Origin of the sequence: Mesobacillus subterraneus (genome assembly GCF_023715485.1) — a bacterium.
In the GTDB taxonomy this organism is placed as follows: Bacteria; Bacillota; Bacilli; order Bacillales; family Cytobacillaceae; genus Mesobacillus; species Mesobacillus subterraneus_B.
Genome location: NZ_JAMBOF010000018.1, coordinates 14,587 through 31,216 on the forward strand (window position 1 = coordinate 14,587; position 16,630 = coordinate 31,216).

Here is a 16,630-nt window from a genome sequence, read left to right on the forward strand (position 1 = left end):
GTTAACTGTTATTGTACCATCGTATGAAAATTGCGCTAACCGGTATTAAGCCTTTTGCAACTGGTATTAAACCAGAATAAATGGAAATAAATCTTATAAACTGCCATCTTATCATACAAAAAGTGCCTGGATTCCAGGCACTTTTTTGTATGAATATAGTAATGAAAAGGGCAAAGCAACCTAAGTCGCTTTGCCTTGTTAACAATCCTAGCTCAACACTTCTGGAACAGGAGTGATGGAACCTTTGTTTTTCTTAGCTTTTCTGCTGAGCCAGCTGCGTTTTACTGTGCTGCGTGTGAAGATACGGTATACCGCCGGAATCAGCAGCAGTGTGATCAAGGTTGCGAAGCTCAGGCCGGCAATGATTGCAGTTGCCATTGGTGCCTGGTAATTGCCCGATCCGCCTGTAGCCAGTGCCAATGGAAGCATGCCGCCGACGGTTGTCAAGGTTGTCATTAGGATTGGCCGGATCCGGTTCTTTCCTGCTTCCACGAGTGCTTCCTGAACAGTGAAGCCTTCGTTACGAAGCTGGTTTGTACGGTCGATCAATAAAATTGCGTTATTCAAGACGATTCCAATCAGCATGATGATGCCCATTCCTGACATGACACTCAGTTCACGCTGAGTAAGGAACAATCCGAGAATGACACCGACAATGGTCATCGGAATGACGGACATAACAATCAGTGGGTGCCCCAGGTGATTGAATTGAACGGCCATAACCAAATATACCAGGAATATTGAAATCGCCAGAATCAGAATCATGTCCTGAACCAATTCCTGCTGTTTCTCCAAGTCTCCAGCCGGTGCGATATTATAGCCTGCTGGTGCATCATATTGGTCCATTAGTTTCTGGACTTCACGGTTAATGGCACCCAGGTCTTTTCCTTCAATATCAGCAGAGATGGAAATGAATCGTTCTCCATCCTTATGTGTGATTTGGTTGGGATTTTCCACACTCTTTAATGAAATGAATGTTGATAGCTCTTTCTCGCCTGATGGTGTGCGCATTTTCAAATCCAACAGTGCTGAGTTAGTTGTTGTTTCTTCAGCCCATTCAACTTTTAAAGGTACATTTTCCTCATCGATTTTCAGTTCCCCTACTGGCATCTGTAAAAAGGCTTGCTCGATAAATTGTTTGACTTGAAGCTGGGACACCCCGGATTTTTCAATTTCAGTTTCATTCAGCTGGACAATTTGTTCAACTGAAGTCCTTTCGATAGAGTTCTCGACTCCTACAATTCCTTCAATTTTCTCAAGGTCTTTAATGAAATCATCCGCAATCGATTTTAATTCATCAAAGCTTTCACCAGAGATATTAATCTGGACAGGGGAGCCGCCGCCAGCTGACATTGCAGCCTGGGCACCTTTAACTGGGACCTTTTCTTCTAGTCCTCTTAATGCCTTAAGGATTTCTTCATTTACTTCTTTTTGTTCTCGAGTAATTTCATCGTCTTTTGTCATGTTGATGATGGTATACATCATGTTACCTGAATCCATTACATAATTTGTTTCAACATCTGTGACGTCTTCCAGGGCTTTATTTATTTCTGTTACGACTTCCTGCTTCTCCTCCAGGCTTAAACCTGGCTCCACGGTAACCATGATTTCAGAATAACGATTCAGCATATCCGGCATGATCGTCATCGGAATTTTTGTCACCAGCATGAGTGAACCGGCAAGCATCAGAAAGAACAGCCCGATGACGGCAAAACTGTGACGCTTTTTCCTGATCGTCCAGGAAACGATACTGCTGTATGCACGCAGCAAAGGACCGTCCTTTTTGACTTTTTCTTGCTTTTTCAATTTCAGGAATTTCTCTGCAAGAGAAGGAATCAGAGTAAAAGAAACAATGACAGAGCTAATAAGGGTAATAGCGACAACTACTGATAGCATGATCATAAACGAGCCCATTTCACCGCCAAGAAGGCCAATTGGCAGGAATACAACGATAGTCGTCAGCATTGAAGCCAGCACAGCTGTAGCAACTTCCTTCGTTCCTTCAAGTACTGCATCCGTATTATTCAGTCCAAGTTCTTTTTTACGGTAAATCGATTCAAGGATGACGATGGATGAGTCTACCATCATTCCAATACCCAGTCCAAGTCCTATTAAAGTCAGGATATTGAAGCTGTAACCGAACATCCACATCGATGCGAAGGTGAGCAGCACGGATGTAGGAATTGATAGGCCAACAATCAGCGTGGCCCTGATATTTCGCAAGAACAGAATCAGAATGACAACCGCAATCGCAGCACCGATCAAAATATTGCTTGTTACACCATCAATAGATTCCTTGACATAATCAGCCTGAGCAACCATTTCATTCAATTCAATGCCACTGATTAGCCCCTCATCGCGGATTTTTTTGATTTCCTCACGTACTGCTTCTGCCATCTCGATTTGTGTCGCATCGGATACTCTGCCTATCTGGACAAAGATAAAATCCTTCGTGCCATTTTTCCAGACAAGAGATGAGCTCTCCAATGGCTGAAGCGAAACGTCCGCGACATCAGACAACTTGATAAAGCCTTCCTGTGAAGGGATGTGCAGATTTTTGACATTCTCAACAGATTCAAGCTTCGTATTCCATCTCAAAGAAGGGGAATTTCCTTCATCATTCAGCTGGCCCAATGTCGCTTCATTGTTTGCCTGCTGGATGGCTCCAATCACTTGGGAGGCATCAAGGCCTCTTTTGGTAATTTCGTCTCGCTTTAGCTCAACCGTCACTTCTTTTTCTAAACTTCCTGACAACGATACATCACGGACTTCAGGTAAATCTTCAAGCCTTGGTTCAAGAATGTTTTTAGCGAACGCAGTCATTTCTACCATATCTGATCCAGAAATATACATGAAGAAATCGTAAGCTTGGCTTGTGCCGGATTGGGCGGCTACCACTTCTTTTACACCGGAAATGTCAGAGGTCGTCGAATTAACCACGGATTCCACTTCCTTGAACACTTCATCTCCGCGTCCGCGTTCAATCGTCAACTGCAGGGAGCTTCTGCCGATGTTGCTTGTTGACTTGATTTCTTCGACACCTGCTACACCAAGAATTTTCTTTTCAAGTGGGGTGGTGATATTTCTCTCCACTTCAATCGCTGGCATCTCCCCAGCATTGATCTCAATATAGGCGCCATCCATCTGAATCGGTGGCAAAAGCTCTTTATCCAGCCTCAAAAGCGAAAAGCTGCCAATCACTAAAACTAACACAACCATTAAACCGACTAAAATTTTTCTGTGAACGACAAATTTTAATAAATTCATAAAATCCTCCCCAACTCTATCTTGAAATAACAATGTAAAAAATTTCTATTTTATTCATTCAAAAACAGATTATACACATATTAATAGGGAAAAATAACTATATTTTTTCAAATTAATAATTATTTTTTAATAGGTATACCTAATGTGATAATTTGTATTTTGGTATAAAATAAGAATCTTTTAAGTTCCTTTCAGCTGTTTCCATTTTATCCCTTGAATTGGGGATTCATAATGAGCCAGAGACAGATTTTCGTATAAGACTTAAGGCTGAGGAGGATTAAGCTTTTTAAAAGAGAATATTTTAGTTCTGTATTAAAAGTAGAGGTGATCTTATGTTTGACCAATCTCCTTATAGCTGCAAGGTGGAATGGGGAAAGCGCGGAGCTCGTGAATCCGCTGAACGAGGTGATATAGTCATTATTGTAGATGTTCTTAGTTTTTCATCAACGGTTGTGTCAGCTCTGAATGCAGGTGCTGTCATTTATCCTTATCCCCCGGACCTGGATGGGGAAAAATATGCGAAAAGCGTTAATGCGGTATATATTATGGGAAGGGCAGAGGCAGCGAGGGCAGGTCAGCCGACCCTGTCTCCCGTAACATTCAGCGAGAACCATCAGAATAAGAGTTATGTACTATCATCACTCAATGGCGCTTATTGTACGTGGATCGCCTCAAAGGTTCCGGCTCTGCTTATCGGTTCGCTGCTCAATGCGTCTGCAGTCGCAGCGGCGGCTAACGGAATCCAGCATGAGACTGGGGCTGCAATTACGGTTGTCCCAAGCGGGGAAATGTGGAATGAAACACGTGAAAATGAAGATTGTTTGCGCCCTTCAATCGAAGATTACCTGGGAGCAGGAGCGATTCTTTCAAAATTGGACGGTGAAAAATCACCAGAAGCTCAAGTGTGTATCGCAGCCTTCAATGGTACGAAGGAATACTTGAACGAGCTGATTTGGGATTGCGGAAGCGGACGCGAACTCCGGGAACGAGGGTATGAAGCTGACGTCCTGCATTGCAGCCATCTCGATGCAACAGCGGCAGTTCCTATTTTAAGAGATGGACACTTCAAAGCATGGACCGTAAATAAGAGCTTATAAATTTCATAGAAAGAATTATAATTGTTTTAAAACTAAAACAGGAGTGTGCAGCTTGGATCAAAAGAATATTGAATCTCGTATATTAGAGTGGTTTGAACATTTTCATACTCATCCAGAAGTAAGCTGGAAAGAATATAAAACGACAGAAAAAATAGCAATAATCCTTGATGAATTAGGGGTCTCATATAAAAGATTCGACGATTTAACAGGACTGGTGGCTGAGATTGGATCAGGCGAGCAAGTCATTGCTGTCCGAGCAGATATAGATGCTTTGTGGCAGCAGGTGGATGGTGAATGGAAAGCCAACCATTCCTGCGGCCATGATGCTAATATGTCAATGGTGCTAGGAGCATTGCTGTACATAATGGGGCGAGACCCTTCCAAGCGAATCCGCTTTATTTTCCAGCCTGCAGAGGAGAAGGGAAATGGAGCACTTTCAATGATTGAAAGAGGAGCCATTGAGGATGTTACCCATTTATTCGGTGTCCATCTGCGTCCTATGGAAGAACTTCCTCTTGACAAGGTGGCCCCATCCATCCATCATGGCGCCGGGATGTTCCTTGAAGGCAAAATTCTGGGGATCGATGCTCACGGAGCAAGACCACACCAGGGGAAAAATGCGATTGACGTGATCGCTGCCCTGCATCAAATATTGAAAACGATCTATGTTTCACCGTTCGAGCCACATTCTGCCAAACTCACCAAAATCATTGCAGGCGGTGAAAATCTAAATATTATTCCTGGCAGTGCGGAATTCGCGATCGACCTAAGGGCACAGAAGAACCATGTTTTGCAGCAGCTTCAGGAATCCATCGAGGAAAAATTGCTGGGACTGAAAAACCTATTTGGAGTGGAAATCACCTGGGAATGGCTTGATTTAGCACCTGGAGCAGAAGTGTCTTCTGAAGCAGAGGCAATCGCAGCTCAGGCAATCATCGACACTATAGGGGAGGCGTCACTAGCATCTCCTGTCATCACCTCAGGCAGCGATGATTTTCATTTTTATAGTGTTAAAAAACCTGAATTGAGAGCGACAATGATTGGAGTAGGAGCGGACCTTGCTCCAGGCCTTCATCACCCGAAAATGAGCTTCGACCATTCTGCCCTTAAAATTGGGGCGAAGGTGCTGGCGGAAACCGTTCTGAGAGCCTAATAAAAAGCGGTGATCATAGCATTTCGAACCCGGTTTTTACCCGGGACTGGATATTGAGATTAACGAAAAGGTGTTAGGGGTACTAACTGTATTTCAAGATGCAGTTCGATGAGGAGGAACTTCTATGGAGATATTACATCAAGGAACTTTAAAAAATGAAGCTGGCACCGAGGAGCCATTTTTAGTCAGGAAATTAACCATCAATGATTTGCATGAGATCTGCAATGTACAAAGCGAAGTTTTTTCCAGACTGGATGACAGGAACTTTTTACAGCCGTTAATCGCCGACGAGTACAGCTTTATTCTAGGGGGAAATGGACTGATGATCGGCGCTTTCGCGGGTGAACGCATGGTTGCATTCCGTGCACTTTTGGTGCCGCTCATCGATGAAGACCATCTTGGTCGTGATATCGGCCTCAGGGAAGAAAATCTACCAAAAGTAATCTATCAGGAAATATCAAATGTCCTGCCAGAGTATCGCGGCAATAAACTTCAGCGCACACTTGCCATTTTACTGATGCAGGAGTTGAATAAGCAGGAACATAAGTATCAATATGTTTGCTGTACAGTAGCTCCCTTCAACATTCCGAGTTTAAAGGACAAGTTTTCACAGGGAATGGAAATTGCTGCGCTTAAAGAAAAATACGGCGGTATGCTGAGATATGTTTTCGTTAAAGACTTAATTATGCCTGAAAATCGTACATGGAGAGAAGTCATCCATGTCCCGATGGATGAAACGGCAGCCCAGCAGGAGAGAATCTCCGAGGGGTATCGGGGCATAGGGATTGTGAATGAAGCAGGAACCTGGTTGGTGCAGTACGGATTAGGATAATGAAAATAGTGCCTGGCATGGCTGCCGGGCACTATTTTTTAGAGATAATAAAGTCAAAATCCCACTTCGAGAAATGTCCAGCTCCAGCGCTTGTCGGGGCTGAACAAGGCGCTTGCGCTTTTTGTTCCTACGTCAGCTTCTTAATATTAAAATTATCCTCAAGCAGCGCCCAGTTCTGTGGGAAAGGATAGCCAAGCACCCAGTAGCTGACGCCTCGGAGATTGTATTGCTTGATTAAATCGAATTTAGCCTGAGCACTCCGGGCATCCTCGAACCAGACTTCGTGTTCCCTTCCCTGTTCATCTGTATAGCGGAAAAACGGTGATGCGGCTACAGTGTCATATTGAATGGCGGCGCCATATTTTATGGCACGATTGACAGCTTCCTGAGGGCTGTATGTCTCAGCTTCCTGGCCCTGGACATGGGGGATGACCCAGTCTCTCGCATACAGCTGGAAGCCCATCAGGATTTTGTTCCTTGGGATGGCGGTGATGGCATAATCGAGAACCCGGCGGATTTCATTCAATGGTGATACAGCACGGGGAGGTCCGAAGCGATAGCCCCATTCATATGTCATCAGAACGACGAAGTCGGCAATCCTGCCGTGTGCTGGGTAATCATGGGCTTCGTACAACAAGCCTTTCTGGTCAGCGGTGATCTTCGGTGCCAGCGAGGTTGAAACGAAATAACCTTCTTTATGGAGAGTATTGACTGATTCCTGCAGAAAAGTGTTATATAGCTCACGGTCGGCAGGAAGTACATTTTCAAAGTCAATATTCAAACCGCGATACCCTTTTTCGCGCATGACGGAAAGAATGTTATTGAGCAGATTGCTGCGGTGTTCATCGCTGGCAAGAACTTCATGAGCGATATTCTCGCCAGTTTGAGTCGTGGTAAAATTGGTGATCGACATCATCGGCAGAGCACCTTTGGCCAAACCAGTCTGGATCGCATCGGTGTCATCCTTCATATACAGGACGAGTGATCCATCCGGTTGGATGACATAAGCAAATGGCGCGATATAAGTCATTAATTCGGCAACTTCGCGTACGAGCTCAACTGCTTTTTCATCTGAATGGTAGGTGAACGCATTGGATTCGATTGTTGGTTTGGGTCTAGGAATAACTAAAATCGTTCCTGGATATAACACATTTGGATTTTGAATCTGATTTGCTCTAATGATTGATTGGACCGTAACACTATACCGCCGGGCTATCTGCCAAAGCGCTTCACCGGGTTGAACAGTATGCCGGATGGCTGGGATTTTGAGTACGGTACCAGGATAAATCAGTGCTGGATTGGTGATCCCGTTAACCCGTACAATCGCGTCAGCTGATGTGCCATAACGCTGGGCGATCGACCAAAGCGCTTCTCCTGATCTGACTGTATGGAAAGCATCATATGATGGAATCAGCAATGCCTGGCCCACCACGAGCTGATTCGGATTCTCCAATGCATTTAAATTGGTAACTTGCGAGATCGTCACTTGGTAACGGCTCGAGATCTGCCATAATGACTCTCCTCTTTGGACAACATGAATAATCATAATGAACCTCCCCTGGGAAAAAGTCCTACAATAAGGTATGAGGAAAAAATAAATTATATGTTGAGAGGGAGCTATATATTAAAATAGGATACAATTTTAATCACGGATAAAGGAAAACAGTATCCAAATGGCGTAATGAAGTAAAGAAATTGCTCGGAAAATTAACTGCCAGGGAGTGGACACGATGGGTGCATGGGGAGCAGGACTTTGGGAAGATGATCTTGCATGTGATATCCAGGATGAGTGGAATGATCTTCTTGATGGAGGTATGAGTCCGCGGAAAGCTACGAAAATCATCTTAAATACGTGGCTTGAGGAATTTGAAGAATATGATGATGACATCGAGCGCCAGCCTGATGAATCGATTCTTTATATTTCACTGGCCGCCCTTCAGCTTAGGCATAAGGGCTTGACCATTGGAATAAAAAAGAGGGCGATCGAGCTTATTGAAAAAGGAGCAGACCTTGAACTTTGGGAAGATGGCGATAAAGAAAGCTATGAAGAACGGAAAAAATTTTTGATGGAGTTTAAAGATAGATTAGAAGAGACGAGGGCAAGAATTTTCTAAAGGAGTTTTATTATGAATTCAATCGATCTATTAATAATGAATTTTGAAGAGGTACGGAGAAGGAGCATAAAGGTTTGGAGCTCGATCCCTGTTGAGCATATGGATTGGAAGCCTGACGAGAGTGCGATGAGCATCCTTGAAATGATCCGCCATGTGCTGGAAAGTGAGTATTACTATCATTTGATGATTGTGAATCGAGGAAGTTTGAAAGAGTACTCGCCATCTCCGTTTGAAGACAGGCAGTTTACGACAATTGAAGAAGAGATAAACTTTGCGAGTAAGTACCGAAGCGGATTTTTAGAAATGGTATCTTCATTTAGTGAAAGTGATCTGACAGATATCTCGATCGACCGTTCTGATGTTGGCTATACCCGAACTTTAGGTGATATGTTATTGAGAGTGGCTTATCATGAGTCGGTACATATTGGACAAATTTTGCAATATTTGAGAATGATTGAGGCTGACAGGGCTAATATTTGGGATTGATTGAAAGGGTCGTAGAAAATGTTATTGCTTAAAAGTATTGTCTTAGGTTTTTCAGTATCGGCTCCTGTTGGGCCGATCGGGCTGCTATGCATCCAAAGGGTCCTTTCAAGAGGACGGACGGCAGGGATCCTGACTGGTTTTGGAGCTGTGACCGCAAATATGATTTATGCCAGCATTGCCGCATTCGGATTCTCGCTGGTATCTGCTTTCTTGATTGAACAGCAGTTTGTATTAAGGGTAATCGGGTCAGCTTTTTTATTTTACTTGGGGATAAAAACATATTTGAAAAAACCAGCCAGTTCAGCCGCGAATCTACAGGCGGAAAGCCTGCTCGGCATGTATCTATCAACCTTCTTTTTGATGATTACAAATCCAGTGACCATCCTGAATTTTACCGCGATGTTTGCCGGTTTGGGATTTGACCAGAACGCTGACACAGGCATGACAGCGATTAAGCTCATCGGAGGCGTATTTATAGGTGCTGCTGCATGGTGGATTTTGCTTAGTTTTACTGTGAGCTTATTAAAAGATAAAATCACTCCGCACTTAGGGGTTGTCAATAAAGTCGCTGGACTGCTTATCATCCTGCTTGGGATTTTGGCGTTTGGAAAATAGATATGTTCTTAAGGGGGCAAGTATGAATCTTTGGGAAGGATCTGCAGGTATTTGTGTAAATGAACTTGGAGAAATCCTCATGGTACTGCAGGGGAAAGAAGATGAAGAAAAGCTATGGGCTGTACCTTCCGGCGGGAAAGAATTGTATGAAACCTTTGAAGAGTGCTGCATCAGGGAAGTTTTTGAGGAAACAGGCTACGAAGTCGATATCGTCCGGCCGTTATTTATAAAAAATGGCACTACTTGTGGAATTGATGTGAAGGTCCAGTACTACGAAGTGAAGGTAACAGGAGGAGAATTACGGATTCAGGATCCTGACGGGCTCATCCATGAAATCGCCTGGAGAAAAGTGAGTGAAATGGACGAATTAGATTTTGCTTTCCGCGAGGACATCGAGTTTCTGTTGAATTTTTCAAATAGCCTGCAGGTTTGAAATATAACAAAACGCATGGAATGTAATCCATGCGTTTTACTCTATCTTACACCAATTTTTCAAGGTTCACGCGCTTGTGGATAGCGAGCATGACCGGGATACCCACAGCCATTACAGTCAATTCACCGGCTGCTGTTGTCAGCCAAGTGAACCAGAACGGCAATTGGAATGCAAGGTTCAGTTCAATGGCGATCAGGAACATCGTGAACGTGAAGACTAAAGTATTCACGATCATGCGAGCAACAATGCTCTTGATGTATTTTGCTGTAAAAATAGTGATTAACAAAGAAATCACAGACTGGCCAACTCCAAAGACAAGGTCATAAGCGACCATTGGTGAAAACAGCAGGTTAGTCAGAAAGACACCTAATACAATTCCATAAAAGTATTTCTTGTTGAAAACAATCAGGTGATTGAACATTTCTGATACCCGGAATTGCACATTCGTAAAGCCAAACGGCTGGATGATGGCAGAAACGGCAATATATAATGCTGCAAGAATTCCATTTCGGACGATCGTTCTTGTATTCATTTTTTTATCTCTCCTAGTTTTTTATCGTGGGATGGTTACGAACCACGTAAAGTATAAAAGTCAATTTTAAATTATATAGGATAAAAGACCTTATCACAATAGTGTTTTTTTAGAATAATAGTTGAAGGAGATTGACGCTATGGACATCAGGCGCTTTGATGCTAGAGATTCCGCTGCAGTATTACAATTATTCAAGGAAACGATTCTCTCAGTCAACCTGAGGGACTATACGAAGGAACAGTGCGAGGTTTGGGCAAATAGTTTTTCTGATATAGAAGCTTTAGAAGAGCGGCTTGATAAAAGCCTTACCTATATTGCAGAGTTTGACGGAAAAATCGTCGGTTTTGGAAATGTGAATGGCTTCGGGGAAATCGATCTTCTATATGTTCATAAAACCTTCCAGCGGCGTGGCATTGCTTCTGCGCTTTTAAGAAAGTTTGAAACCGATGCGAAATCGGATGGATTCTCAGAGCTAACGACAGAAGTCAGCATCACAGCCCGGCCATTTTTTGAGTCGATAGGATATCAAGTGGAAGCAAAGCAAGTCAAGATTGTAAGAGAGTGTGAGTTTATTAATTTTCGGATGAAGAAGGAGTTATTGTAAAAGGCTGAGAAGGAATTATATCCCTATTTGTTGAACTATTAGTAAATTTATAGTTTGGAGTTGAGTGTGTGCAAAGCGTTATAAATTACTACAATAGGTTCGATGAATGGGGCCGCCTGGACAGAGAACCGATAGAATTTCAAGTCAACTGGCATTATATAAAAAAATATCTTCCGAATACAGGGCACTTGCTCGATAATGGTGCAGGGCCAGGAAAGTACTCAATGGAGCTTGCTAAAGAAGGATACAAAGTTACCCTGACGGATTTAACACCCAGGTTAGTGGAAATTGCCAAAGCAAAAGCGGTTGAACTTAATTTAGGAGAACAATTTGAAGGGTTTTATACGGCTGATGCCACAGATTTAAATATGTTGCCAGATGGACATTTTGATGGAGCATTAATGCTCGGCCCTATGTATCATTTACAGGAAGAGAAAGACCGTGCTAAGGCACTTGAAGAATTAAACAGAGTGACAAAAACGGACGGCATAGTGTTTGTCGCCTTTATGCCAAGAATGAAACATATTTTTGCATCGCTAATGTCACCTGGCAATTGGATGCCTAATGATAATATGGATGCTATTTTGCAATTTTCAAAAACAGGTTGTTTTAACCATGCAGATGAAGGACGTTTTACGGGAGCTTACTATTTTAACATTGAAGACATCAATCCATTAATGGAAGCGCATGGCTTTGAAAATATAGAGTTATTAGGTTCCAATGTTGGCGCGATTTTGAGCAATGATCTCTGGACTTACTGGAGAGAAAAGGGTGAAAAAGAGGTTGAAGCAATCATGAATTTAATTAAGGAGAAAGCTGCTGACCCATCTATTCTAGGAGTCTCCTCACACCTGCTCTATATTGGCAGAAAAAGATAACCTTATAAAAGCAAAGAGGTTAAACGAAAAGAAGGAGCTAAAATTTTTAGCTCCTTCCTTTATATTAATTTATTTACTTATTAATCTTCATTTTCTTCATCTAATTCATCTTGCTCTTCCCCATCACTAGGGCCGTTATCTTGATCTACACCATCACCGCATGCTGTTAATCCACCAAAAATCATACTGAAAGCCATCCCGCCGGCCATTAGTTTCTTCTTCCAATCTGCCATCAATGTCAACTCCCTTAGTTAGGATATTTGTGTAGCTTAGTGAATATCTACCCAGGAATCTATTAAAACAAACTTAAAGATATTTATGATTTTTGGATTACATTGGCAAGCAAGAAATCTTCCTTGTTTTATTGGAATTTCACCGGGTAAATGAAAAGACCGCTGAAATTCAAGAACAAAAGATAATTAATCACTAAGGTTTGATGCAACAAGGCAGAAAATTGCCAGTGCAATGTTAAAACGCAGAGAACCAAAGGCAATATTCATATATAGAGAATAAGCAAGGCACACTAATTGTGTATTTTTTCAAGAGATAAAAAAGAAAGTATTTTTTATAAAGGAGCTGAAAGAAATGATGGGAATTTTCCAGAATCAAAAAAGCACTAAAAATGATGAAGAAGAACAAAGAGGCTTCGGAGAAAATGGCATGGTGGCAAGTGCTGTCCGTGAAGCAACTGAAGTGGGGGCAGAGGTGTTAAAACAAGGCGGAAACGCTATGGATGCACTTGTAGCTGTCCAATTTGCATTAAGTGTAGTTGAGATTTTTAACACAGGAATAGGTGCGAATGGGTTCATTATATATTATGACAATAACAAAAAAGAAACGAAAATTATTAGCGGGCATTCCAAAGCACCCAGCGCAGTAAAAAAAGATATGTTCATTCAAAAGGATGGCAGTGTGGTGCCTTATTTTCAAAGGTCAACCCATCCAACGGCAGTTGCTGTACCCGGTATTATGAAGGCGATGGATACGGCATTGAAGGAGTTTGGCACAATGCCGCTGGACAGGCTTATAGAACCAGCTGTCCAACTAGCAGAGAAGGGATTCCGTGTTAACTGGCAATGGGATCAAGCGATTGAAATCCTTAAAGTCCGTATGGGTGAAGAAGCAAAAGCCTTTTTTATCCCTGAAGGCATACCAAGGGTTGAAGGCGAATGGGTTACAAATGAAGATCTTGCCAAAACACTCCGAATTCTGCAGAAGGAAGGCATAAGAGCAATTTATGAAGGGGAAATCGGCGACGCCATTGTGGATACACTGCAAAAAATGGGTGGAATCATGACAAAAGAAGACTTGAGTAATTATCAAGTGAAAATCGAAAACCCTGTTACAGGGTCATATAAGGGTTATGATCTAGCAGCTCCGCCACCTCCAAGCGCTGGTGGTGTTACTTTGATTCAAATTCTTAAGATTCTCGAAGGCTTCAAACTAGAACAATATGAAATTTCTTCGTGGGAAAAATATTACTTGCTCGCTGAAACGATGAGGCTGGCATTTTCTGATAAGCTTGCCTACATGACGGATCCTGCCTTCGAAGATATTCCCGAGAAAGGACTGCTTGACCCTGAGTATATAAAGAAAAGGCAGAAGATGATCGATTGGATTTCCAGAAACGCGGATATAGACTGCGGCAATCCATGGGAATATCAGGGTGAGTCCAAAAGTAAGGGAGAGGTAAAGGCTTTCAAGACAGGAGGAGAGACAACACACTTTACAGCAGTGGACAAGTGGGGGAATGTAGCTGCTTGTACATCCTCTATCGAGCATGTAATGGGCTCGGGGATCATGGTCCCTGGCTGCGGATTCCTGCTGAATAATGACTTGACTGATTTTTACCCTGAACCGGGACATATTAATAGCATCGAAGCGAATAAATTCCCGGTCAGCACAAAAACCCCGACGATTATTTATAGAGATGGAAAGCCTTTCATGACGCTTGGCTCGCCAGGAGGTCCGACAATCATTGCCTCTGTAGCACAGACTTTAATAAATATTATTGATTATCATATGGACTTAAAAGATGCAATTGAAGAACCCCGGATATACAACAGTACTGGTCCTTTCATCTGGTGGGAGGAAGGGATGAAAGAAGATGCGAAGATCAAACTTGAAGACATGGGTTTTGAGTTTCTTGAGCGTGCGAAACCAATAGGAAATGTCCAGGCCATTCTCATAGATCAAGATCAAGGAAGACTATTTGGTGCTGCGGATTCAAGCAGACCAGGAGCCGCTATTGGGCTGTAAATAATTGGTCGTGTGGCAAGAAACGTTTAACCATCCTGAAGTTGAGGAAAGGAGAAGATAGAAGAGGATTGGAGGGATTCCTTTGGATACAATAGAAAGCTATCTCGAAAAGAAAATGCCTGAAATGAATAGCATGCTGGAACAACTCGTTAATATCGACAGCGGTTCCTATTATAAAGAAGGTGTCGATAAGATTGGCACGATTATCAGAGAAAAATTCGAAGAAATGGGCATGTATGTAAAGGTCCATCGTGAAACGGAATTCGGGGACCATCTTGAAATTAAATATCAGGAAGAAAGCGATCCGAAAATTATTATTATTGCACATATGGATACAGTGTTCCCTATCGGGGAGGCTGAAAAAAGACCATATAAAATTATTGGGGATAAAGCCTACGGACCTGGTGTCAGCGATGAGAAAGCGAGCCATGTGTCTGTACTGTATGCGATAAAGGCTTTAATGGAAAATGGGTCGGAGGCATGGAAGAATGTTCATCTGATTTTTAACAGTGATGAAGAAGTCGGTTCCCGCACATCAAAAGCTATTATAAAAGAGGCTGCTGAGGGTAAGGCGTTTTCGCTTGTTGTTGAATCCGGCAGACCCGGAGATGCGATTGTTACAGAAAGAAAGGGTATTGGCAGATTTATTTTTGATGTAAAAGGAAAGAGTGCCCATGCAGGGGTAGAACCAGAAAGAGGGAAAAGCGCGATCGAAGAGCTTGCCCATAAGATCATAAAGCTCCAAAATCTAAATGACCTCGAGCAAGGCTTATCTGTGAATGTAGGACTGATTCAAGGAGGTATTTCCTCTAACACGATAGCTCCTGAAGCACAGGCCCAGGTTGATGTTAGGGTCAAGAACATGAATCAGGCGAATGAGATTACAAGTAAAATCACAGAAATTGCAAACGATGAAGAGGTTAAGGGTACCACAACAGAACTAAGCGGCCGGATTGGCAGGCCGCCTATGGAAAAAGTCGAGGGTACAGAAAAATTATTGAATGTGATCAGGGCTGCAGGAGAGGAAATTGGAATGTCGATTCAAGAAGTGAGTACTGGCGGGGGGTCAGATGCTGCCTATACCTCTATTGAAGGAGTTCCTACGGTGGACGGAATGGGTCCATTAGGTGAATTTTCTCATAGTGAAACAGATGAGTATGTAGACTTAAAGACGTTTCCTAAGCGTACGGCTCTTCTGGCTAAAACCATCGAACGACTAAGTCGAATCTAAAGTTATAGATGTCCAATTACTCTATTAAAGCGCACCTTTGCAATTTCCCGGAATAGCAAAGGTGCGCTTTTTTTGCGGATACATACACTCAGGAGTTATACTTACTAAAAGTAATCTGTTTGTGAAGTGACAGAGTTTAAGAGCTTCCTGTCCTTATTGGTACATTGGGGCAGGCAGAAAAATAGGAGGGTTAAAGATGTTTCAACGAGATATAAAAGACCATTGGACTGTTCAATATGAAGAAAAGGATTTTCCACATGTCCAGGTGGGGCTCGTATTGAACCCGCAAAAATGGAGTGAATTGGATCCTTTTATTTTAATGGCAGAGGACTGGTTCAAGCGCGGTACTTTTTCTGATCACCCTCACCGCGGATTCCAGACAATCACTTATGTCATAGATGGGCGGCTTGAACATATCGATAATCATGGCGGCCATAGTGTCATTGAAGCAGGGGACATCCAGTACATGAATGCCGGGTCTGGAGCAAGGCATGCAGAAGAAGCTGTCGATGAGGATATCGCACATACTCTGCAGTTGTGGCTGAACCTGCCTAAAGATTTAAAGGGCACGACTACGTCTTATCAAAATGTTTATTCGGAAACAGCACCGGTTGTCGAGTTTGATGGTGGATCCCTTAAGGTATATTCCGGTGAAACGGCAGGAGCAAAAGGGCCATTAGAACCATTAGTGCCTTTTACATTATCAGAAATTCGCCTGTCAGAGGGAGCGGCTTTTTTATATGAACTTCCGGAAGACCATAACGCATTCATCTATGTACTTTCAGGAGAACTCGAGGCAGGCAGCAGCAAGACAAGCCTGAAGAAATCCTCAGCGGCAACCTTAACCTATAATGATTCAGGAATTAGTGCGAGTGAACTATCGCTGAAAGCTAATAAGCGTTCAAGGGTGCTGGTTTACTCCGGAAAACCAATCAAAGAAGAAGTGGTCGCCTACGGACCGTTCGTGATGAATTCTATGGAAGAAATCCGCCAGGCCTACCGAGATTACCAGGAAGGGAAATTCGGAGACGAAGCAAAGTAATTGTTTGCTAATTCCATTGCTGATTAACTATTTTTTTAAAATTTCTATTTCTTTTTCCATGTCGAAAAAGTAAGATAAAAGTAGAAT

At 42.7% G+C, this 16,630-nt stretch carries 16 protein-coding genes and 1 riboswitch; of the genes, 12 read left to right on the forward strand and 4 right to left on the reverse strand.

All coding sequences use genetic code 11. The annotated features are described in order from the left end of the window. Nucleotides 1-207 precede the first annotated feature (207 nt). On the reverse strand, nt 208-3,267 hold the full coding sequence (locus M3204_RS19790; RefSeq protein ID WP_251486653.1) for an efflux RND transporter permease subunit: 3,060 nt from the start codon (nt 3,265-3,267) through the stop codon (nt 208-210). 332 nt (nt 3,268-3,599) lie between these two features. Between M3204_RS19790 and M3204_RS19795 the strand changes: the two genes are divergently transcribed. The 3 genes from M3204_RS19795 to M3204_RS19805 all read left to right on the forward strand — a co-directional run bounded on the left by M3204_RS19795 (nt 3,600) and on the right by M3204_RS19805 (nt 6,349). Further along, nucleotides 3,600-4,364 (forward strand): 2-phosphosulfolactate phosphatase, encoded by a 765-nt coding sequence (locus M3204_RS19795; RefSeq protein WP_251486656.1) that lies wholly within the window; start codon nt 3,600-3,602, stop codon nt 4,362-4,364. Nucleotides 4,365-4,416: 52 nt separating this feature from the next. After that, nucleotides 4,417-5,517 (forward strand): amidohydrolase, encoded by a 1,101-nt coding sequence (locus M3204_RS19800; protein WP_251486673.1) that lies wholly within the window; start codon nt 4,417-4,419, stop codon nt 5,515-5,517. A gap of 124 nt (nt 5,518-5,641) precedes the next feature. Continuing rightward, nucleotides 5,642-6,349, forward strand: coding sequence for a GNAT family N-acetyltransferase (locus M3204_RS19805; protein ID WP_251486677.1), 708 nt, complete (start codon nt 5,642-5,644; stop codon nt 6,347-6,349). Nucleotides 6,350-6,476: 127 nt separating this feature from the next. Here M3204_RS19805 and M3204_RS19810 read toward each other — a convergent pair whose 3' ends face one another. Then, on the reverse strand, nt 6,477-7,895 hold the full coding sequence (locus tag M3204_RS19810) for a LysM peptidoglycan-binding domain-containing protein (RefSeq protein WP_251486679.1): 1,419 nt from the start codon (nt 7,893-7,895) through the stop codon (nt 6,477-6,479). A 184-nt stretch (nt 7,896-8,079) separates the two neighbouring features. On the opposite strand from M3204_RS19810, the gene M3204_RS19815 reads away from it, so the two are divergent. The 4 genes from M3204_RS19815 to M3204_RS19830 are packed head-to-tail and all read left to right on the forward strand — an operon-like array spanning nt 8,080 to nt 9,997. After that, nucleotides 8,080-8,463, forward strand: coding sequence for a MarR family transcriptional regulator (locus tag M3204_RS19815; protein ID WP_251486682.1), 384 nt, complete (start codon nt 8,080-8,082; stop codon nt 8,461-8,463). 12 nt (nt 8,464-8,475) lie between these two features. Beyond that, nucleotides 8,476-8,949, forward strand: a complete 474-nt coding sequence (locus M3204_RS19820) for a DinB family protein (protein WP_251486685.1) — start codon at nt 8,476-8,478, stop codon at nt 8,947-8,949. Nucleotides 8,950-8,967: 18 nt separating this feature from the next. Next, a complete protein-coding gene (locus M3204_RS19825) occupies nt 8,968-9,564 on the forward strand; it encodes a LysE family translocator (RefSeq protein ID WP_251486688.1) in 597 nt (198 codons plus the stop codon). Nucleotides 9,565-9,586: 22 nt separating this feature from the next. Then, complete coding sequence (locus M3204_RS19830) at nt 9,587-9,997, forward strand: NUDIX hydrolase (protein WP_251486691.1); 411 nt, start codon at nt 9,587-9,589, stop codon at nt 9,995-9,997. A gap of 46 nt (nt 9,998-10,043) precedes the next feature. Here M3204_RS19830 and M3204_RS19835 read toward each other — a convergent pair whose 3' ends face one another. Next, nucleotides 10,044-10,529, reverse strand: a complete 486-nt coding sequence (locus M3204_RS19835; protein WP_251486694.1) for a QueT transporter family protein — start codon at nt 10,527-10,529, stop codon at nt 10,044-10,046. Between the two features lie 7 nt (nt 10,530-10,536). Further along, nucleotides 10,537-10,581: riboswitch (PreQ1 riboswitch) on the reverse strand. An 87-nt stretch (nt 10,582-10,668) separates the two neighbouring features. Between M3204_RS19835 and M3204_RS19840 the strand changes: the two genes are divergently transcribed. Further along, a complete protein-coding gene (locus M3204_RS19840) occupies nt 10,669-11,133 on the forward strand; it encodes a GNAT family N-acetyltransferase (protein ID WP_251486697.1) in 465 nt (154 codons plus the stop codon). A 68-nt stretch (nt 11,134-11,201) separates the two neighbouring features. Then, entirely contained in the window at nt 11,202-12,011 is an 810-nt protein-coding gene (locus M3204_RS19845; protein WP_251486700.1) for a class I SAM-dependent methyltransferase, read from the forward strand. A gap of 80 nt (nt 12,012-12,091) precedes the next feature. On the opposite strand, the gene M3204_RS19850 is transcribed toward M3204_RS19845, so the two are convergent. Further along, nucleotides 12,092-12,244: a hypothetical protein gene (locus M3204_RS19850; RefSeq protein WP_251486702.1), complete on the reverse strand. Its 153-nt coding sequence runs from the start codon at nt 12,242-12,244 to the stop codon at nt 12,092-12,094. A gap of 352 nt (nt 12,245-12,596) precedes the next feature. Here M3204_RS19850 and ggt point away from each other — a divergent pair, with 352 nt between their 5' ends. The 3 genes from ggt (at nt 12,597) to M3204_RS19865 (ending at nt 16,543) form a co-directional block, all read left to right on the forward strand. Continuing rightward, nucleotides 12,597-14,270, forward strand: a complete 1,674-nt coding sequence (ggt, locus tag M3204_RS19855; protein WP_251486705.1) for a gamma-glutamyltransferase — start codon at nt 12,597-12,599, stop codon at nt 14,268-14,270. An 82-nt stretch (nt 14,271-14,352) separates the two neighbouring features. Beyond that, nucleotides 14,353-15,501 carry a M20 family metallopeptidase gene (locus M3204_RS19860; RefSeq protein WP_285857073.1) on the forward strand — a complete coding sequence of 383 codons (1,149 nt, stop codon included), beginning with the start codon at nt 14,353-14,355 and terminating at the stop codon, nt 15,499-15,501. Between the two features lie 196 nt (nt 15,502-15,697). After that, nucleotides 15,698-16,543 (forward strand): pirin family protein, encoded by an 846-nt coding sequence (locus tag M3204_RS19865; RefSeq protein WP_251486708.1) that lies wholly within the window; start codon nt 15,698-15,700, stop codon nt 16,541-16,543. The last annotated feature ends 87 nt before the right edge of the window (nt 16,544-16,630 follow it).